16 protein-coding genes are annotated in these 18,871 nt (G+C 70.5%); 7 read left to right on the top strand and 9 right to left on the bottom strand.

The genetic code is table 11. From position 1 onward, the window contains the following. Positions 1-54: 54 nt before the first annotated feature. Positions 55-543, bottom strand: coding sequence for a hypothetical protein (locus KCH48_RS07890; protein ID WP_210571412.1), 489 nt, complete (start codon positions 541-543; stop codon positions 55-57). A 423-nt stretch (positions 544-966) separates the two neighbouring features. On the opposite strand from KCH48_RS07890, the gene KCH48_RS07885 reads away from it, so the two are divergent. Beyond that, on the top strand, positions 967-1,782 hold the full coding sequence (locus KCH48_RS07885) for an SAM-dependent methyltransferase (RefSeq protein ID WP_210571411.1): 816 nt from the start codon (positions 967-969) through the stop codon (positions 1,780-1,782). A gap of 25 nt (positions 1,783-1,807) precedes the next feature. Here the strand turns inward: KCH48_RS07885 and KCH48_RS07880 are convergent, their stop codons facing one another. Further along, the gene (locus tag KCH48_RS07880; protein WP_210571410.1) at positions 1,808-2,713 is read right to left on the bottom strand and encodes a helix-turn-helix transcriptional regulator; all 906 of its coding nucleotides are present in this window, start codon (positions 2,711-2,713) and stop codon (positions 1,808-1,810) included. A gap of 253 nt (positions 2,714-2,966) precedes the next feature. On the opposite strand from KCH48_RS07880, the gene KCH48_RS07875 reads away from it, so the two are divergent. Both KCH48_RS07875 and KCH48_RS07870 read left to right on the top strand, forming a co-directional pair. After that, positions 2,967-3,170 (top strand): cold-shock protein, encoded by a 204-nt coding sequence (locus tag KCH48_RS07875; RefSeq protein ID WP_023544341.1) that lies wholly within the window; start codon positions 2,967-2,969, stop codon positions 3,168-3,170. 100 nt (positions 3,171-3,270) lie between these two features. Then, positions 3,271-4,890: a DEAD/DEAH box helicase gene (locus KCH48_RS07870; protein WP_210571409.1), complete on the top strand. Its 1,620-nt coding sequence runs from the start codon at positions 3,271-3,273 to the stop codon at positions 4,888-4,890. 213 nt (positions 4,891-5,103) lie between these two features. Here KCH48_RS07870 and KCH48_RS07865 read toward each other — a convergent pair whose 3' ends face one another. Next, positions 5,104-5,358: a hypothetical protein gene (locus KCH48_RS07865; protein ID WP_210571408.1), complete on the bottom strand. Its 255-nt coding sequence runs from the start codon at positions 5,356-5,358 to the stop codon at positions 5,104-5,106. 355 nt (positions 5,359-5,713) lie between these two features. Here KCH48_RS07865 and KCH48_RS07860 point away from each other — a divergent pair, with 355 nt between their 5' ends. Continuing rightward, positions 5,714-6,004, top strand: coding sequence for a hypothetical protein (locus KCH48_RS07860; RefSeq protein WP_210571407.1), 291 nt, complete (start codon positions 5,714-5,716; stop codon positions 6,002-6,004). A 78-nt stretch (positions 6,005-6,082) separates the two neighbouring features. Here the strand turns inward: KCH48_RS07860 and KCH48_RS07855 are convergent, their stop codons facing one another. The 4 genes from KCH48_RS07855 to KCH48_RS07840 all read right to left on the bottom strand — a co-directional run bounded on the left by KCH48_RS07855 (position 6,083) and on the right by KCH48_RS07840 (position 11,105). Next, complete coding sequence (locus KCH48_RS07855) at positions 6,083-7,288, bottom strand: cysteine desulfurase-like protein (RefSeq protein WP_210571406.1); 1,206 nt, start codon at positions 7,286-7,288, stop codon at positions 6,083-6,085. Between the two features lie 126 nt (positions 7,289-7,414). Further along, positions 7,415-8,146 (bottom strand): ferritin-like domain-containing protein, encoded by a 732-nt coding sequence (locus tag KCH48_RS07850; RefSeq protein ID WP_210571405.1) that lies wholly within the window; start codon positions 8,144-8,146, stop codon positions 7,415-7,417. A gap of 144 nt (positions 8,147-8,290) precedes the next feature. Then, the gene (locus tag KCH48_RS07845) at positions 8,291-9,775 is read right to left on the bottom strand and encodes an L-fucose/L-arabinose isomerase family protein (RefSeq protein ID WP_210571404.1); all 1,485 of its coding nucleotides are present in this window, start codon (positions 9,773-9,775) and stop codon (positions 8,291-8,293) included. A 49-nt stretch (positions 9,776-9,824) separates the two neighbouring features. Continuing rightward, complete coding sequence (locus KCH48_RS07840) at positions 9,825-11,105, bottom strand: MFS transporter (RefSeq protein ID WP_210571403.1); 1,281 nt, start codon at positions 11,103-11,105, stop codon at positions 9,825-9,827. Between the two features lie 207 nt (positions 11,106-11,312). Between KCH48_RS07840 and KCH48_RS07835 the strand changes: the two genes are divergently transcribed. Continuing rightward, positions 11,313-15,233 (top strand): glycosyl hydrolase, encoded by a 3,921-nt coding sequence (locus tag KCH48_RS07835; RefSeq protein ID WP_210571402.1) that lies wholly within the window; start codon positions 11,313-11,315, stop codon positions 15,231-15,233. 113 nt (positions 15,234-15,346) lie between these two features. Here KCH48_RS07835 and KCH48_RS07830 read toward each other — a convergent pair whose 3' ends face one another. Together KCH48_RS07830 and KCH48_RS07825 are read right to left on the bottom strand one after the other, a co-directional pair. Beyond that, positions 15,347-16,366, bottom strand: coding sequence for a LacI family DNA-binding transcriptional regulator (locus tag KCH48_RS07830; protein ID WP_210571401.1), 1,020 nt, complete (start codon positions 16,364-16,366; stop codon positions 15,347-15,349). Positions 16,367-16,684: 318 nt separating this feature from the next. Then, positions 16,685-17,428, bottom strand: a complete 744-nt coding sequence (locus tag KCH48_RS07825) for an SDR family oxidoreductase (RefSeq protein ID WP_210571400.1) — start codon at positions 17,426-17,428, stop codon at positions 16,685-16,687. 95 nt (positions 17,429-17,523) lie between these two features. Here KCH48_RS07825 and KCH48_RS07820 point away from each other — a divergent pair, with 95 nt between their 5' ends. Together KCH48_RS07820 and KCH48_RS07815 are read left to right on the top strand one after the other, a co-directional pair. Continuing rightward, positions 17,524-18,090, top strand: coding sequence for a TetR/AcrR family transcriptional regulator (locus KCH48_RS07820; protein ID WP_210571399.1), 567 nt, complete (start codon positions 17,524-17,526; stop codon positions 18,088-18,090). A gap of 41 nt (positions 18,091-18,131) precedes the next feature. Beyond that, on the top strand, positions 18,132-18,869 hold the full coding sequence (locus KCH48_RS07815) for a hypothetical protein (RefSeq protein ID WP_210571398.1): 738 nt from the start codon (positions 18,132-18,134) through the stop codon (positions 18,867-18,869). The last annotated feature ends 2 nt before the right edge of the window (positions 18,870-18,871 follow it).

Raw genomic sequence — 18,871 nt, 5'->3', positions numbered from 1 at the left:
TCTCCTCCCGTTCCGTGAGGTGGCCTGGAGTGGCCCCATCCCTGCGCTGACGCGTCAGGAAGCGATGTACTCCCACTTCTTGGTGGCCGCGCAGTCCTCGAACCCGAAGCGCTTCGCAGGCGACGCGATCTCCTTCGCCGCCGCCTTGTTGATGGACATCTGCATCGCGATCAGCAAGTCCTGTCCGGGCCGGTAGTTCTCCAACTGGCCACTCAGGTCCTCGAGGTCGCCGATGTAGAGGCCGAGCTTGCCCAGCCAGGCGTCCAGGTCCTTCTGGCCGGTCTCCGGCTTCGGCATCTTGCGGACCTGCGCGCGCAAGTCCTTCAGCAGGGCGACCCGTTCACGCAACTTCGGTACGTCGCCAACGCCGACGCCCGCGCCGTACGCCAGGTCGCCGGTGAACCGCTCGGTGATCTCACGGCAGGTCTCGTCGGCGCTCCGGATCAACTCCTCCTTCGGTGAACCCGGTTCGGAGGAGCAGCCGGCGACGACGGGCACCACCAGCCCCATGACGGCGGCTACGACACGCATGACCTTAGGCATGCCATCACGATGCGGTGTCCCGTCCGGGAGGGGTCCCGGGACCCTGGCCGGACGATCCGGGGCACGGACCGGCGCCGCCGGCTCCGGCCGCACATCCTTTCCGCACTGATCAGCGCCACCATCGCCGTGAACGACCCGGCGATGACCCAGTTCGTGTATCTCCTGCTCTTCATCACGATCGGTGCGTCCTCCGCTTCTGCCGCGGCGGGCGCACGGCCCGTGTCTCCGAGCCGCGCGTACTTCCGGTCGGCGCGGCCCCGTACCGTCCGCCGGTGAGGGGACGAAATCCAGCCAACAGGCGTTAAAACACGGGCAGGTTGGGGGTGGGGGCGCACGGGGGACGAGGCCCGAGGAATAGCGTGGGCAGCCACGACTGATGTTCGACGGTTTCGTGGTTGTCCCTACGTGCGCACAGGAGCGTCCATGACTGATGAGGCAGCGAACTCCGAGCAGGAGACGCTCTCCAAGATCGACACCACCGTGCCGCAGTCGGCCCGGATCTGGAACTACTGGCTGGGCGGGAAGGACAACTACGAAGTCGACCGGGTGGCCGGTGACGCCTTCCGCGAGATCTTCCCCGGCATCGAGACCGGCGCCCGCGCCGCCCGGTACTTCCTCGCCCGCGCCGTGCGCCACCTGGCCGCCGAGGAGGGCATCCGGCAGTTCCTGGACATAGGCACCGGGCTGCCCAACGTCGACAACACCCACGAGATCGCCCAGCGGGTCGCTCCCGATTGCAAGATCGTCTACGTCGACAACGACCCGTTGGTGCTGGCACACGCCCGCGCGCTGCTCACCAGCACCCCGGAAGGGGTCACCAACTATGTCGACGCCGACCTGCGCGAGCCGGGCACCATCGTGCGGGAGGCCGGGAAGACACTGGACTTCGACCAGCCCATCGCTCTGATGCTGATGGGCATCCTGGGCCACATCGAGGACTTCGACGAGGCACGCTCGATCGTGCGGCAGCTGGTGGACGCGCTGCCAGCCGGCAGCTACCTCGTGCACTACGACAGCACCAGCACCAGTGAGTCGTATGTCCAGGCCATCCAGCAGTACAACGAGGGTGGCTCGATCCCCTACATCCTTCGCAGCCCCGAGCAGATCCAGCGCTACTTCGACGGGCTGGAACTGCTCGAGCCGGGCGTCGCGTCATGCTCGCGCTGGCGCCCCGACGCCGCGGCCCTGGGCCTGCCCGCGGAGGTGCACCAGTACGGCGGTGTCGCCCTCAAGCGCTGACACCTGCCGGCTGCCGGTCCGTGGATCAGGTTTCCTGGAGGATGCGATGGAGGGTCGTCGGAGTCTCGTCCGGTGATTCGGCCTCTACCACCAGGCGGTTCATGACATCCCAGTAGCACTCGATGTCGGCGGGCCTGTCGGGGTAGAGCGCGGTGGTGAGCTGCTCGAGGCAGACCACGTCGGGCAGCCGGCCGCCGGGCAGCCGCAGGATGGTGACCGGACCGCCTTCCGCGGCGTGGCCGCCGGCGTGGAACGGCATGATCTGGACCGTGACCTGCGGGAGTCCGCAGATCTCGATGAGATGCCTGAGCTGGGCGCGCATCGTGCCGATGCCGCCCACCGGGCGACGCAGCGCCGCCTCGTCGATCACGGCCCAGAACTGAGCCCCGGGACGGCGGTGCAGGATCCGCTGGCGGGTCATGCGTAGTCCGACTCGCCGGTCGATCTCCTCCGTACCGGCGCCCGGGTGGGCGAGCCGGACGGCGGCACGCGCGTAGTCGGGGGTCTGCAGCAGGGCGGGAACGCGCTGGACCTCGAAGCAGCGGATGACGCTCGCCGACTGTTCGGCCCCGAGGTAGGTCTGCATCCAGGAGGGCACCACGTCGCTGTAGTGCTGCCACCAGGCGGGGGTGTTGGACTCTTCGGCCAGCGCCAGCAAAGTGGCGCGTTCGGCCTCGTCGGTGACGCCGTAGAGGGTGAGCAGATCGGCCACGTCCCGCGGCTTGAACCCGTGGCGCCCACCCTCCAGCCGGCTGATCTTGGACCGGGAGGCGCGGATGACATGTCCCGCGGCCTCACGCGAGATGTGCCGCCCCTCCCGCAGCCCGCGCAGCCGTGCGCCCAGCACCAGCCGCGGCACCAGGGGGCCGGCCGACCCGCCGCCCCCCACCGCACTGTCGGACGGGGTACGTGCGGCCTCTTTACTGCCCATCGGCATTCTCCCTGCGGTGAACGCAACTCTGCACGCGTACGAGCGCGGCAGCCAGCCATCCTAGGGCCTGTCCGGTACATGATCTCCGGATCGCGCCAAGTGGCACGGCCGCCGGGTTGTGCTACGGTTTCCGCGTTGCAGTTGTGGTACCCATGAACCTATGTGCGCCTGACGGGAATGTTTCTCCTTCAGGCGCATTAGTTGTTTTCCCGGCATCTCCGGATGGGGCCTCTGCCTACAGAAGGAGAAAGTCATGGCACAGGGAACTGTGAAGTGGTTCAACGCCGAAAAGGGTTTCGGCTTCATTCAGCAGGACGGCGGCGGCCCGGACGTGTTCGCCCACTACTCGAACATCGCGACCCAGGGCTTCCGTGAGCTGCAGGAGGGCCAGCGGGTCTCCTTCGACGTCACGCAGGGCCAGAAGGGCCCGCAGGCGGAGAACATCGTCCCCGCCTGATCGCCGCACGCGTATCGGCTCACCGGGGTCCGCACCGTCACGGTGCGGACCCCGGTGAGTGCTGTTTCCAGTGTGTTTTCCAGGAAGGCAGGCAACCGCAATGTCCCGCAGGCCCAATAAGCCGAACCGGCGCTCGTCTACACCCCCGCAGCCCGCGGCGTCGCCCAGGGAATTCCGGCTGCCGGAAAACACCACTCCCGCACTTCCCGCCGTCGAGGACTTCGCCGGTCTGGACATGCCCGCGGGGCTGCTGAAGACCCTTACCGCGCAGGGTGTGACGACCCCCTTCCCCATTCAGGCCGCCACCCTGCCCAACTCGCTCGCCGGCCGCGATCTGCTGGGCCGTGGACGCACCGGCTCCGGCAAGACCCTGGCGTTCGGGCTCGCGCTCCTGGCCCGTACGGCCGGGCAGCGCGCGGAGCCCAAGGCGCCTCTCGCCCTCGTGCTGGTGCCGACCCGCGAGCTCGCCCAGCAGGTGACGGAGGCGCTGACTCCGTACGCGACCGCGGTGAATCTCCGGCTGGCCACCGTGGTCGGCGGACTGTCGATCACCAAGCAGGCCGGTACGCTCCGGCGCGGCGCCGAGGTCCTCGTGGCGACCCCCGGCCGCCTCAACGACCTGGTGGAACGCGGGGAGTGTGTGCTCGGCAGCGTCGGCATCACGGTGCTCGACGAAGCCGACCAGATGACCGACATGGGCTTCCTGCCGCAGATCACCAAGCTGATCCAGCAGGTACGGCCCGACGGGCAGCGACTGCTCTTCTCGGCCACCCTGGACCGCAACATCGACCGCCTGGTGCAGCGGTTCCTGACCGATCCCGTGGTGCACTCCGTGGACCCGTCCGCGGGAGCGGTGACCACGATGGAGCACCACGTTCTCCACCTCCTGGACGAGACCGACAAGAAGGCGGTCACCACGCGCATCGCCGCCCGTGCCGGCCGGGTCCTCCTCTTCCTCGACACCAAGCGGTCCGCCGACCGGCTCGCCAAGCGGCTTCTGGCCGTCGGTGTCCGCGCGGCGGCCCTGCACGGCGGCCGGTCCCAGCCGCAACGCAACCGCACCCTGGATCAGTTCAAGAACGGCCAGGTCACCGCTCTGGTCGCGACGAACGTCGCGGCCCGGGGCATCCACATCGACGACCTCGACCTCGTCGTGAACGTCGATCCCCCCACCGACCACAAGGACTACCTCCACCGCGGCGGCCGCACGGCCCGCGCAGGCGGCTCCGGCAGCGTGGTCACCCTGGTCCTGCCCGACCAGAAGCGCGACGTCACCCGCCTGTTGTCGGACGCGGGCATCCGCGCCCGTACCGCCCGCATAACGTCCAGTGACCCCCACCTGTCCACCATCACCGGCGCCCGTGAGCCGTCCGGCATCGCCGTCACCCTCCCGGTCCCCCAGCAGGAGGCGCCGACGGCCTCCCGCCCGAACCGCAAGCCCGGCACCGAGCCCGGCAAGCGCTCCAACCGCCGCCGCGGAAACGGCAACGGCGCGGCCGGAGCGGCGAAAGGCGCTGCCCCCGGCACGACCGGCGGCCGGACCCCGGACCGCCGAGCCACGGACACCGCCTCGACCGGTGCCGCCTCCGGCAAGACCCCCCGCCGATCGGGCCGCCGGTCGACGCCGACCGGTACCACCACTGGCACCACCGCGACCGGAGCCTCCGGCGCCCGCCGCGTCCCCGCACCCCGGAGCAGCCGGCAACGCTCACCCCGCTGACCACGTGGCGCCGGCGTGCGCCGGCGCTGTGCGACCGTCGCCGCGCGCCATCGGGCGAGCGGGCCCCCGGCACAGCTGCAGCCCGGGCGCGCGCCCTGGTGGGGCTGCTGTTGCGCGTCCGGGCTGCGATGGCCGTCGAGGCCGAGCTGACGGGGGTGTCGCGACTTACGGGGCCGCTACGCGGCGGAGTACGAAGCCACCCGCCCCGCCTGTCTAGCGGGCGATGTAGGGAAGGGCGAACTGGTCGATGGCCTGCTCCGGCGTGTCGTGCCCACCCTTGTCGCCGTGCTTGCCACCGTTCGGCGCGTCCCACGAAGCGACGGCGTTGGACTGCGAGACGGCCACCGCGGTGATGTCCGTGGCGTCCTTCTCCTTCTCGTGGCCGCCCGCGAAGCTGACGCCGGCACCGAGGGTGGACAGCCCCGCGATCGCTACCGCCACGACCGCAACTCGCTGAATCTTGCGCATAGTTAGACCCTTTCTTACGTGGGCAGTTGCCCTCGCTTGGTTACGTAATGTGATCATAAGCACACAAAACGTTGCGGTATTGGATCTCCGGTGCCTCCGCGTGCCGTGTCGGATCGAGGGCGAGCCCCAAGTGCCGCCAGCGGGCCGGACATCGACGCCCGACGCGAACTGACAACCCGTCAGGAGAGCGCAGTCGAGGGTCGCTCACGCGTTACGGCGTCAGAGTGCTTTCGCCGCGAGATCGCGAAGTCCGGCGTGCCACACCGGCTGGTCAATCACTTTTCCTTCTAATCTTCGGTCACAGTACGAAGTCGATCTTCCACGGATCGTACTCACCTCACTCACCGGAGATGACATGCACAAGCTTCACAAGGCTGCCGTCCTGGTCGCCGCTCTCAGCAGCGTCGGGCTCCTGGGCGCGGGCACCGCCAGCGCCAACGGCGGCGACGGTCACGGCAAGGGCGGCGGGAACTACAGCGTCCTGCAGAGCACCGAATGCAAGTCGCACGACCTGAACCTCGACATCCTCGGCCAGGTCGGGATCCTCAACGGCCTGCTGGGCCAGGGTCTCAACGGCGAGGGCACCTCGGGCAGCCAGGGCACCCACCTGGGCTCGGAGATGGGCTGCAGCAACAGCGCCTTCTAGGCACCGTACGGTCGCGCAGGCGGCCGAGAGCAGAGAACAGATCCCGGCACCGGGCCTCAGGCCCGGTGCCGGGATCTTTCATTTCAGGAAGTCCGACAGGCCCTCCAGGAGCCGGTCGACGTCCTCGGTGTCGTTGTAGGGCGCCAGGCCGACGCGGAGGCCGCCGGTGTCTGAGAGGCCGAGTCGGCGGGACGCTTCGAGGGCGTAGAAGGAGCCGGCGGGCGCCTGGACACCGCGTTGCGCCAGGAAGTCGTACGCGTCGGCGGTGCTGTGGCCCTCGAAGGTGAGCAGCAGGGTGGGGGTGCGGTCGGCGGCGCGGGAGTGCACCGTGACCTGCTGCTCCAGGGCGGACAGTCCCTTGTCGATCCGCGCGCGCAGGACGTTCTCGTGCTCTTCCAGCGCCGCGAACGCGGAGGCCAGCCGCTCGCGGCGAGTTCCGGTGGCGCCGGTGTCGAGGCCGGCGAGGAAGTCGACCGCGGCGCGGGTGCCCGCGAGGAACTCGTAGGGCAGGGTGCCGAGTTCGAAGCGTTCCGGGACGGCGTCCGTCGAGGGCAGCAGTTTGTCCGGGTGCAGGCTCTCCAGCAGTTCGGGCCGGGCGGCTAGGACGCCGTGGTGCGGGCCGAGGAATTTGTACGGGGAGCAGACGTAGAAGTCGGCGCCGAGCTGCTCGACGTCGACCAGGGCGTGGGCAGTGTAGTGCACTCCGTCGACGTAAAGGAGCGCGCCGGTCTCGTGCACCGTACGGGATATCGCGGTGATCGCGGGCCGCGTGCCGATCAGGTTGGAGGCGGCGGTGACCGCGACGAGCCGGGTCCGCTCGGAGAGCACGGCACGGATGTCCTCGACGCCCAGCTCACCGGTGGCGGGATTGAAGTCGGCCCACCGGACGGTCGCCCCGGCCTGCTCGGCGGCCTGGATCCAGGGGCGGATGTTGGAGTCGTGGTCGAGCCTGGTGACGATCACCTCGTCGCCGGGCGACCAGGTCTTGGCGAGGGTGCGGGAGACGTCGTAGGTGAGCTGGGTGGCGCTGCGGCCGAAGACGATCCCGGCCGGTTCCGCGCCCAGCAGGTCCGCCAGGGCCCGGCGGCTCTCTGTGACGATGGTCTCGGCATTGCGTTCCCCGGGCGTGATCCGGCCCCGGTTCGACAGCGGCCGCGCCAGCGCGTCGGCGATGGCCTCGATGACCGGCCGGGGTGTCTGTGTGCCGCCGGGACCGTCGAAGTGCGCGATCCCGGCACTGAGGGCGGGGAACTGCGCACGGAGAGCGGCTACGTCGTACGTCACGGAAGCTCCTGTCGCTGCTCGGGCACGGTGGGGGTTCGGCCGACCGGGACCTCGTCGAGGCGATGACGACGGTAGTTCACGACACCGCCGGCGCGAACCGCCGCTCCCCGAGGAGCAGCCTGGGTGTCAGCGCGCGCTCGACCACGCGTCCGGGCGGGGCGCCAGCACCGCGGAGACCACGGCGTCGGCCGATGCCATGACGTCGGACACGAAACGAAGGCGGCCGATGCCGAGTCGGCGCAGTGCCGGGCCGTGGTCGACGGCGACGACGAGGCAGACCGCGAGGAGGAGCACCCGCCAAAGGGCCATCACCGGGCGGCGTATCGGGCGCGGCAGTTCGGCCAGGGAAGTGTGCAGTCGCTCGCAGTGGAACGGGACATGGCGCTCCTCGTCGGCGAGGATCCGTCCCGCCACCTCCGACGTGAGCGGGTCATCGGTGCCGTCGCGCAGGGCACGGTAATAGCGCAGCGCCACCACTTCCGCGATCATCAGCACCAGCAGTTCCAGGCGCAGGCCCATGAGGCGCCGCAAGCGTACGAAGACGGTGTCGCTCCAGTGGCCGGTCAGCGTCGGTACGCCACCCGCGGCCAGCAACCGGGCCAGCAGACGGGCGTGGTTCTGTTCCTCGGCGACGAAGAGCCGGACAGCCCGCGCGTAGTCGGCGTCGCCGGCCTGGTCCGCTTTGGCGACGAGGTTGGCGCCGTCACCGTCCTCGCCGACCTGGAAGCGCTGAACGCTCGCCGAAAGCGCCGGATGCAGTGTCGCCCCTTGCCCCCAGTCCGGGTCCCCTTCGGCGTCCCGGCGCTCCCGCTCGTCCTCGAACCGCTGCGTCCACTTGGCGAATCCATCCGCATGCACCCGGTCACTCCTCTTCCGGACACGGCCACCGTGCCCTGAAGAGGGACGACGCCTGGCGGGCACCGAACCGTTCCCTGGAAGGCCGCACGGCGATGGACACGTACGATCCGGGCCGGTCCCGCGGACGTACGCACCCGCCCCCGATCACACCCCCCGGTGATCGATCCCCAGCAGACTCGCCGCGGCCCTGAAGTCCGCCGCGTGGTGGCCGACCGACAGGGACCAGTGGTGGCCGACGCCTGTGGCGCTCCACGCGTCGACCCACTCGCCGGGGTCCCGGCCGAAGTCGACCCGGCTGGTGGTGTTGCCGATCTCCAGGAGCGGTCCGGGGACGACGTTGCCCTCGGAGGTGACGAAGGACAGGCTGCCGTCGGCGTCCTGGCCGAGGCCGAGGAGGGTGACGGGGCCGGGCTGGACGTCAAACTCCACGCTCACACCCCAGCCGCGCTTGCCGTGGTAGACGCCCAGCCCGCGCAGCAGCGGGTCGCGGGCGCTGACGGCGAGGTGGCCGGGGCCGTCGTGGCCCATCTCCACCACGCCGTCCTCGAAGTTCAGGGCCTGGATCTCGGTGAACGAGCCGCCGGAGCCCACGCTCTGGGAGGCGAACTGGGCGACGCTGGTGCGCAGTTCGTACTCACCGGCCGCGGGCACGCCCCGGGCGGTCAGCAAGGAGGCGCCGAGGATCATGCCGGCGCCGAGCCGCTCGTGGAGTTCCCCGCCGAGGCCGCGATGGTAGTAGGCGAGGGTGTCGAGGCCGAAGTCGTCCACGAGCCGGTCGAGGGCGACCGACACGGTCGCTCCCCAGGCGAAGTCCTCGTCCACCACACTGTCGTCGAGGGTGAAGACCTGCCGTGCGAGCGCCATGCGTTCGCGGGTCTCCGCCTCCGTCACCTGCTCCACCCGGTGCCGCAGATCGTCGAACTCCAGCACCTCCGTGTGCGAGCCGAACGTCGTGGACAGCAGCGTGGGGTCGGTCGACACATCGAGCATTCCCGGATACACGTGGCCCATGAGGCCGTGCCGGGCGTGCCGCAGGGCCGCGCGGACGTGGGCGGCCCGGATCCACTGCTCGATGCGCCGCCAGGCACTCTCCTGGCGCAGCCAGCCCGAGACCGACCGGAACGGGATACCGGCCCGGCGGAAGACATTGCCGACCTCGGGCACCGGGCACTGTCCGCAGTAGGCCAGCCAGGCGCCGGTGTCGAAGGACGCGTGGTCCATCCGCTCGGTCGGCTGGAGGTCGATGACCAGAACGGGGGCGTGCGAGCGCTGGGCGATCGGCAGCACCATCGACGAGGTCAGATACGTCGTCAGGAACAGCACGATCAGGTCGCAGTCCGCCTGGCGGAGCTTCTCGGCCGCTGCCGCGCCTTCCCCGGCGTCGGAGATGAACCCGACGTCGGTCACCTCCGCGTCCATCTGCCGGAAGCGGTCGGCGACGTAACTCGCCGACTCCTTCAGTTGCGGGAGGAGCCCGGGGAACTGCGGCCAGTAGGTGCCGAGTCCGCCGGCCACGAGTCCGATCCGGGTGCGGCGCCGGGCCACCGGGGGAAGCAACTCGCGCAGCCGGGCGTCCCGTTCGGCGGTGCGGCCCCTGGTCGTTGCCGTCGTGGGGGCGGTCGTAGCCATTGGCTGGTGCTCCTTTGCTCCTTTGTACGCCGACGGGGTGGGCCCCGGCTCAGGCGCTGGCGATCCGCAGGTCCTTCCGGGTGCGGGCGGCGCTGGGTGAACGCGGGACGAGGACACGGACGATGTAGGCGCCGGCGAAGGCGGCCAGCGCCATGCAGGCGGTGATGGACCAGAGCAGGACGGCCGGGCTGTAGTCGAGCAGGGCAGGGGTGAAGAACGCCGCGACCGCGAACACTCCGCGCGACAGGGCGTAGGTGAGGCCCTGGGTGGTGCCGCGGGTGTCCGCGGGCAGGGTGAGCTGCGACCAGACCTTGTAATTCGCCTCGCCGGCGAAGGGGTTGGAGAGCTGGTAGAGGACGAAGAAGACGAGCATGCCGACCAGGGCACCGGCGGTCAGGGACGCGATCACGAAGGCGAGGACCTGCACGGCGGCGGCCACGTAGAACAGCCGGTCGCGCCAGGGGCTGTCGGCGACGCGGACGAAGGCGATGGTCAGCAGTACCCCGATCGGGATGAAAGCCAGGTTGATCCCGGTCGCCAGGCTCTGTGAGGCGTCGCTGACGGTGACCAGGAGATAGGTGCCGAACTGGCCGAAGGTGTTGGCCCCGAGCCCCCAGGTGACGTAGAAGACGAAGGTCGCGGCCATCGGCAGCAGGGCGGCACGCGTCCACACGTTCTTCAACGCGATGCCGTGCGGGCCGGGCGCGTCCTCCGTCTGCTGTGCGGCGGTCCGGTCCTCCTCCGCGACCTGTTCGGGCGACAGCTTCAGCCGGGCGCGCAGGAGCCAGGTGACCAGTGCGGCGAGGGCCAGTTGGCCGGTGATGATGCGGGCTCCGGTCATGCCCGTGGTGGACAGGACGAAGCCGAGGAAGATGGCCACGGTGATGCCCAGCATCCACATGACCTGGGTGAAGGCCACGAGACGTCCGCGGGCCCGGGCGGGGGCGGCGTCCGAGACCACGGCCAGGGAGGTCGGCAGGTCGGCGCCCGCCGCGAGTCCCGCGATGAGCACGCCGACCAGGAGGACGATGTCGTCGGGCGCCAGCGTGATGACGAGCGCACCCACCGCGAAGCAGAAGATGTCCCAGTTGTAGACACGGCGACGCCCGAACAGATCGGCGAGCCATCCGCCGACGAGGGATCCGACGGCGATGCAGATGGTGACGATCGCGCTGATCGCGCCGGCCATCCACACGCCCATGTCGTAACTGTCGCGGTAGATGGCCAGGTTCACGGAGATGCTGACGATCAGTCCGGCGTCGAGGTAGGAGGCCATGCCCGACAGGGCCGCGGCCTTCCACAGGTGCTTGGGGACGGGTTCTTCGGCCATGATGCGACTCCGTCGTCTCGTGACATCGCGGTTCCGGGCCGGATCGCAGAGAATATAGGGCGCGAAAAACGTTCCAACAAGATGCCGCGCAGATATCCGTGGCATGTCCGCCGACTGCGCCCGGCGCCCCCACGGCCATGGCGCGAACCTTCCATGTCCCCTACCGTATTGGCCATCTAAAAACGTTTTAGGGGAAGGACCGCACCCGTGCTCTCCCCAGAACTTCAGCAGCTCTTCGAGGATCCGCCCCGCGACTTCGGCCCCACCCCCTTGTGGTGGTGGTCGGGCGCCGAGGTCACCCGTGACCGCCTGGAATGGCAGATGCGGGCGTTCGCGGACGGCGGCGTCCACAACCTCGTGGTGATCAACCTGGCACCGACGGGACCGAGTTTCGGCGCCCGCGCCGATGAACCGGCGTGGTTCGGCGAGGAGTGGTGGGCCCGCTTCACCGACGCCTGCGAGATCGCCGCCCGACTCGGCACGCGCCTGTGGTTCTACGACCAGATCGGGTTCTCCGGCGCCAACGTCCAGGGCGGCGTCACCCGACGGCACCCCGAGGCCGCGGGCCTGGCCCTGCGCACCCGCACGGCGACCGTGCACGGGGGGACGGTCGCTCTCCGGGACGGCGAGACCCTGGTGGGCGCCTACGACGCCGACGGCGGACGCCTGCCTGATCCGGTCGGGGTCGCGGACGGCACCCAGGTGCAGCTGGTCACCGCGGTGCCCACGGCGTTCGACTACCTGGACCCGCATGCCGTCGGCGCGTTGATGGACGCCGTCCATCACGAGTACGACCGCCGTGTGCCCAAGTACCTGGGCACCGTCATCGCGGGCAGCTTCCAGGACGAACTGCCGGGCACCAACTCCTGGAGCCGCCGCTTCTCAGCGGAGTTCCGCGCCCGGCGCGGCTACGACCTGCTCGACCACCTGCCGGCCCTCTTCGGCACCCGCACCACGGACGACGCGGCGAAGATCCGCGCCGACTACTACGCGGTCCGCGCGGAACTCACCGAAGAGGCCCTGTTCCGCCCGCTCGCCGACTGGCACCGCGAGCGCGGCCTGCTCCTGGGCTGCGACCAGAGCAACCCGGCCCGCGCGGGCTACCCGGCCCAGTCGACGCAGCTCTACACGGACTACTTCCGTACCCACCGCTGGTACAGCGCCGCGGGCAGCGACCACCACGGCGACGCCAAGGTCCACTCCTCGATGGCGCACCTCTACGGCCACGAGCGCGTCTGGATCGAGGCGTTCCACTCCTCCGGCTGGGGCGGCACCCTGGAGGACACCTACGACTGGCTGCTGCCGTTCCTGCGCAGCGGCGCCAACCTCTACAACCCGCACGCCAGTTACTTCGGCACCGCGGGCGGCTGGTTCGAGTGGGCACCGCCCTCCACCGACTGGCGACAGCCGTACTGGAAGCAGTACCCGGCCTTCTCCCGGGCCGTGGCCCGGATCTGCTCGATCATGTCCTGGGGAAGCTACGAGGCCGACGTGGCGGTCCTGCACCCCACCGCCACCATGCAGTCCCTCCTCCCCCTGGACGCGCCCGTCCACCACTTCGGCGACGGCTGGCTCGGCGCCCCGCACGCCGACGCCGACGAGACACAGCGGCACTACCTGGACCTGTGCGGCACCAACGACTGGCGGCGCCCCCGCGCAGGGGCACTGGATCTGCGGCGCGTCTCGTTCGACGTCGTCGACGACGACTCCCTCCAGCGCGCCAAGGCCGCCGACGGCGCCCTGCGGATCAGGGACCTGGCGTACAGCGCGGTGCTGCTGCCTTCGGCGAGCGTCCTGGAGGAGGAGACGGCACGCCGGCTGACCGAACTGCTCGATGCCGGCGGGCGGGTCGTGGTCGTGGGGCGGCCTCCGGCGACGGCCGCCGGTGTGGCCGGTGACGACTCGGTCGTAGCGGCGCTGGTGTCCCATCCACGGCTGGAGCGGGTGTGCGACGCCGAGGCCGGCGCGGCGGCGGTGGCCGACTCGGCCGGACATGCCACCGGCGACGTGCCGCTGCTGGTCAGGAGGAAGGGGAACGCGGCGGTCGCCCTGGTGACGGGGGCCTTCCCCGACGCCTGCGTACGTGAACGGGGCGCCCGGAACCACACCACCGACCCCTCCCGCTACGCCCGCACCTCGTCCGTCACCGTGCGCACCCCGGTCGCCGAGGCCGAGGTCTGGAACCCGGCGAACGGCACCCGGAACCCGGCACACGTCACCGTCTCCGAGGACGGCGTGTCGACCATCGAGGTACGCCTGGACGGCGCCCCCGCCGTGCTCGTCGTATGGCGCGAAGGCCCGCCGACGAGCCGCGCGGCCGTACCTCCGGGGTCGGACGAGGCGGTCATCGATGTCTCTGCCGGCTGGCAGGGTCGCCTGATCCCCACCATGGACAACCGGTGGGGCGACCTGGCGCTGCCCGCGGGGTCGTCCGTGGCCGAGCCGCAGATCTGGGACATGGCGTGGACGGAGACCGAGGCGCCGGACGCGGTGTGGCGGCGGACGCGGGCCACCTACGGCAACCGGGTCCGCGTCCTGCCGCCGGTTCCCGCCGGCGACGCCCCCGAGCCGCTGGACGCCGAGTCCGTCAAGCGGGTTCTGGACGGCGAGTTGCCCCTCGCGCCGGGGTGGGACGTGGCGGTGTATTCGTCGAGCCGTGGGATCCCGGAGCCGGGCGGGCTGCTCGGCACCAAGGGCCTGGTGAACGAGGAGTTCGTACGCGTCCCCGTGCCCGGCGGCGGATCGGTCGCCCGGGTCCGGGCGATCGTGGAGACCGGTCACCGGGGACCTGCCGACCTGCACGTCGCCGCGGAGGCGGTCAAGCGCGTTTGGTGGGACGGCGAGTTGCTGGACACGGGCCGCGGGTATGTGGCCTCCGCGGCGGTGACGGTGGCCCGCGCTCGCCATGTGCTGGAGTACGAACTGTCCGGCGCCCAGGGCCGGCCGTCGACGATTGGGGCCGCCGCCGATACACCGCTCGGGAGCTACTTCTGCCTGTCAGAGCCGGACGGATTCGCGGCGCGCCCGCGGTTCATGCGTCTGCCTGACGGAGTGGGGCCGGACGGCCCGGTGACGTACCGCGCACGGCTGCGTCTGCCCCGGGAGGGAGTGCGGGCGGTGCTCGTCGTGGGTGCCGCGGCGGCGGTCACCGTGCTGCTCGACGGCGCTGTCGTGGCGCGGCAGGAGAAGGTGGAGTACTACGAGGCGGACTGGGGCGCTGTGCCGATGTTCTTCCGCCACGAGGTGGCGCTCGGGGCGGGCGAGCATGTGCTCGACGTGGTGACCGACGGCGACCGGGAGGCGGTCTTCGTCGATCTGGTGGCGCAGTCGACGGCACTGGTCAGTGGCGCCGGTTGGGAGGCGGAGTCGGGTGCCTGGCACGGACGTACCGTCGAAGACACCGTCAGACGCGGTGAGTTGCTGCACTGCCACGCCGCCGTACGGTCGCACCCCTTGCCGGACACCGAGTGGCTCGGCGGCCCGCCGGTGCTCGGCAGCCGCATGCCCCCCATGCGGTCCACCGACGACGTGCACGCCTCAGCGCAACGCTTCCGGTTCACCGTGCCCGCGGGCACGGTCTCGATCGATCTGCCGCTGGAGATTCCTGCGCGGGTGCGGGTCGGCAACGGCGCGGAGCGCCCCCTCGAAGGCCACGTGCTCACGCTGGACCGGCCGTTGGGGGAACCCACGGAGCTGGAGGTCGTCACCGCGCCGACGGCCCTCCTGCGCGCGGGCTCCGCGTGGCGCGGGCCCGCGCGGGTGCGTACGGTGCCGGCGCCGCTGGCTCTCGGGGACTGGGGCGTGCGGGGACTTGGCAGTTGGAGCGGGGGCGTGGCCTATGCGCGGGTGCTCGATGTGCCGCCGGGGCCGGACCCGGTGCTGGATCTGGGGCGGGCGCGGGGCAGCGTCGAGGTCGCGCTGGACGGTGAGGTGGTCGGCGAGGCGTTCTGCGCGCCGTACCGCTTCGCGTTGCCCGGCGCCGCCAGCCGTACCGTGCGGATCGAGGTGACCGTCTACAACACCCTGGCGCCGTATCTTGCCGAGGCGACACCGACCGCCTGGGCCTTCCCGTCCCAGCTCCCGTCGGGTCTGCTGGGACCTGTGACGCTACGGACCGCGGGCCCGTGATCAGCAGCCGGCGGTCGGCCAGGCGTCCTGCGCGCCGTACGCCTGCCACTGCCCGGCGCCGCCGGACGCGCACCGTACCGGACCGGGTGACGCTGCCGACCGCGCACTCGTGATCAGAGGTCGGCCGGCGGCAGCGTCGAGTCCCGTACGACGAGGCCGGGCGCGAACACCCGGGTTTCGTGGACGTGTTCGGCGCGGGCCTCGATCTCGTCGAGCAGCATCTCGACGGCCGCCCGGCCGAGCTCCTCGACCGGCTGCCGGACCGTCGTGAGGGTCGTCGCCCCGAAGCTCGCGATGTCGAGGTCGCCGTAGCCGACCACCTGAACGTCCTCGGGGATGCGCACGCCCCGGTCGGTCAGTCCGCGGCACAGTCCCGCGGCGAGGAAGTCGTTGGTGCAGAAGACCCCGTCGGGGAGGTCGGTGAGCTGGTCCGCGATCTTCATGCCGTACGCCACCGTCATCTCCTGGGCGACGACCTGGTCACAGCGCGCCTCCCGTCGGCTGCGCACCGCCTGCCGGGCGCCCTGGTAGCGGTCGGCGCACTGGCGGATCCCGCGCTCTCCGTTGACGACGAGGATGTCCCGCGCCCCGCGGTCCAGCAGGTGCTGCACGGCGATGCGCCCGCCGGCGATGTCGTCGACGGAGGCGGAGCAGCCTTCCCGCTCCGGCATCGCGCGATCGGCCAGGACCAGCGGGATGCCACGATCACGCAGCCGGGTCAGCCGTCCCGGGTCGGCGCTGAGCGGCACGACCACGACGCCGACGGCTCGCTGCTCGACCAGCATGGTGAAGTAGCCCTGTTCGCGCTCCGGCGCGTCCCCGCTGTGACAGAGCACGAGCGCATAGCCGTGGTCGTACGCCGCGTCGGCGGCGCCCCGTGCGATGCGCGCGTAGAAGGAGTTGGCCACGTCGGGCAGGACCAGCCCGATCGAGGACGAGTGCCCGCTGCGCAGGCCGGAGGCGCCGGGATGGGGGACGTAGTCGAGCGCCGCGATCACACTGCGGACGCGTTCGGCGGTCTGGGCGTTGACCCGCTCGGGCCGGTTGAGCACGTTCGACACCGTGGACACCGAGACGCCGGCCGCGGCGGCGACCTCCTGGATGCGGGCGGGGCGTGCCGAAATGGCGTCCACCCCCTCGCTATGAGCGCGTGCGACCAGGCACGACAGTGGTCCTCATGGGCGACGCAAGTATAGCGCGGCTGCGCATAAAACGATTTTCCGCACGGGTTCGTTCCCGGTGGAGGGGGCCGGTGTGCCGGCCCTCTGTGTGGGATCTCAGATCCCGTGGCCGAATCTCACGACCGATGACTCACTTCACCGGGAGGCGCCGCTCCCGTTGAGGCCGGGAGCCAGGTCCGGAGTTGTGTTCTGCTCGTCGGGACGCCCGGCCAGACAGCGGCGTTGTGCAAGCGGCTGGCGGCCGTCTCACTTGACCGGTGACGGCAAGTGTCACGCCTGGACGGTGGGGCGGACGTTGATCTCGCCGATCTCGACGTCGCTGGGCTGCTCGATGGCGAAGGCCACCGCGCGGGCGACCGCCGCCGGAGGGATGCCCACCGCGTCCATGTTCTTGCGCGTCTGCTCGCGGATGTTCGGGTCTGCCATGGAGTCGGCGAGCTCGGTGCGGATGTATCCCGGCGAGATGGCTGTCGTGCGCACCACCCCGTCGGTGGACTCCCCGCGCAGCCCCTCGTGGACGGTACGCACCGCGTTCTTGGTCGCAGCGTAGACAGCCATCGAGGGGGACACGCCGGACAGGCCGGCCACGGAGACGATGCTCACCAGGTGGCCCGAGCCTTGCTCGCGGAAGGCGGGCAGCGCGGCGGCGACGCCGTTGAGCATGCCGCGAAGGTTGACATCGATCATGGCCGACCAACTCTCGGTGTCGAGGTCGGCCATCGGGCTGATCGGGGCGATGCCGGCGTTGTTCACCAGTACGTCGATACGGCCGTACTGGTCGATGGTGGTGGCGACCAGGCGCTGCAGGTCCTCGGCCTTGGTGACGTCGACGACGCACGTGACGGCACGGCCGCCCTGCTCCCGGACCTCCTGCGCTATGGCGCCGATGCGCTCGCTGCGGCGCGCTGCGAGGACGACTGCGGCACCGCGCCGGGCGAGGAGACGGGCCGTGGCTTCGCCGATGCCGCCGCTTGCTCCGGTGACCGCGACGATCTTGTCATGAAGAGAGGGCACTACTGCCTCCAGATAAAGTGGACACGTGTCCGGTGCGTGACCCACCCTACCGGACTCGTGTCCACTTGTGATGGACGGAACGTCAGGGGACGCCTATGAACACACCGGCACGCCGTCCGGACGCGGCGCAGAACCGGACCCGCATCGTGGAGGCCGCCCGCGCAGCCCTCGCCGAGTCCGACCACGTCCACCTCAAGGAGATCGCCAAGCGCGCCGGTGTGGGACAGGGAACGCTCTATCGGAACTTTCCCAACCGCGAAGCGCTCCTCGCCGAGGTCTACCGGCGCGACGTCGAAGAACTCGTGACCGCCGCCTCCGCTCTCCTGGCGGAACACGAGCCCGTGGAAGCCTTGCGTCACTGGCTCGACCGAGTGATCGACTACGCCGAGATCAAGTACGGCGTCCTGGCGGTGCTCGAGCCGACAGCGTGGCAAGACCTTGTCGCCCACAGCCAGAACCCCATCGAAGGCGCTCTCAGCCACCTGCTGGACGCCGGGAAAGCAGCTGGTTCCATCCGCACGGACGTGGACGCCCGCGGAGTCCTCCTACTCATCGCCTACCTCGGCCGACTGGACCGAGATGAATGGGAACCAACAGCACGGCCTCTGATGAACGTCATCCTCGAGGGCCTTCGCCGACAGGACGCGGATCGAACTTCCTGACCGACCTGACCAGCCGCGACGACTGCGCCGACGTCCTGCACGTGATCACCGCCCTGGCCGACGACCTTGACGTCCACGGCTCGCCCATCGACTACGCCCGCCGGCGAGCCCTGTTCGGCTCCCGCGAGACGTTCCTCGACCGGCAGCGGTGGACGCGCCTGCAGAAGACGCTGCGCTCCAACCCGGCTGGCACGCACCTGCACGCCCAACGCTGGCTCTTCGAGACCCTCACCGGATCTACCATCCGCCTCGCCCATCCGGCACTCGCCCCGGCCACCGCCGCCGACTACGGCTACTGCCAGCGCTTCCGCTGGCACCTGCTGCCCGCCGAAGCAGACCTCCTGTACCAGCGGGCACTTGAACTCCTGGACCCGCACCGTCTCGACGAACCGGCGCGGTGGAGTCCCCAACTGCCCGGCCACCTCATGGGAGAGCTGATTCTGCCTGGCCCGGACCCGTCCAGCATCACGCCCGACCAGGTCCAACGGCTCGCCCCGACAGGAGCCTTCTCCATCGCCCGTCTCGCGAAAGACCTGGGCGCCACCACAGCCCACGCCCGCTACCTGCTCGCGGAACACCCCGTCGACTGGAGCCCTCCGCGCTTCCTCCAAACCCAGAACACCGCCCGGCGCGCCCTCCAATGGCGGATCTGGTACGAAAGGACGGCCTGTCCCTACAGGCCATCGCCGGCCGTGCACACGTCAGCCGCGCCGCCGTTCGCCTCGCCCTGCGCAAGTAAGGGGTTCCCCGCACTGCGAGCTGGTGACCATGGCGCCTAGGA

This window comes from Streptomyces sp. GESEQ-4 (assembly GCF_017948455.1).
In the GTDB taxonomy this organism is placed as follows: domain Bacteria; phylum Actinomycetota; class Actinomycetes; order Streptomycetales; family Streptomycetaceae; genus Streptomyces.
Note: the sequence above shows the minus strand (reverse complement) of the source record. Positions and strands in the feature narration are given on the sequence as shown.

Bases quoted from the DNA above. Each gene is read 5' to 3' on its own strand.
- KCH48_RS07875 (WP_023544341.1), top strand. From the start codon at position 2,967: ATGGCACAGGGAACTGTGAAGTGGTTCAACGCCGAAAAGGGTTTCGGC.
- KCH48_RS07890 (WP_210571412.1), bottom strand. From the start codon at position 543: ATGCCTAAGGTCATGCGTGTCGTAGCCGCCGTCATGGGGCTGGTGGTG.
- KCH48_RS07820 (WP_210571399.1), top strand. From the start codon at position 17,524: ATGAACACACCGGCACGCCGTCCGGACGCGGCGCAGAACCGGACCCGC.
- KCH48_RS07840 (WP_210571403.1), bottom strand. From the start codon at position 11,105: ATGGCCGAAGAACCCGTCCCCAAGCACCTGTGGAAGGCCGCGGCCCTG.
- KCH48_RS07885 (WP_210571411.1), top strand. From the start codon at position 967: ATGACTGATGAGGCAGCGAACTCCGAGCAGGAGACGCTCTCCAAGATC.
- KCH48_RS07880 (WP_210571410.1), bottom strand. From the start codon at position 2,713: ATGGGCAGTAAAGAGGCCGCACGTACCCCGTCCGACAGTGCGGTGGGG.
- KCH48_RS07865 (WP_210571408.1), bottom strand. From the start codon at position 5,358: ATGCGCAAGATTCAGCGAGTTGCGGTCGTGGCGGTAGCGATCGCGGGG.
- KCH48_RS07860 (WP_210571407.1), top strand. From the start codon at position 5,714: ATGCACAAGCTTCACAAGGCTGCCGTCCTGGTCGCCGCTCTCAGCAGC.
- KCH48_RS07870 (WP_210571409.1), top strand. From the start codon at position 3,271: ATGTCCCGCAGGCCCAATAAGCCGAACCGGCGCTCGTCTACACCCCCG.
- KCH48_RS07845 (WP_210571404.1), bottom strand. From the start codon at position 9,775: ATGGCTACGACCGCCCCCACGACGGCAACGACCAGGGGCCGCACCGCC.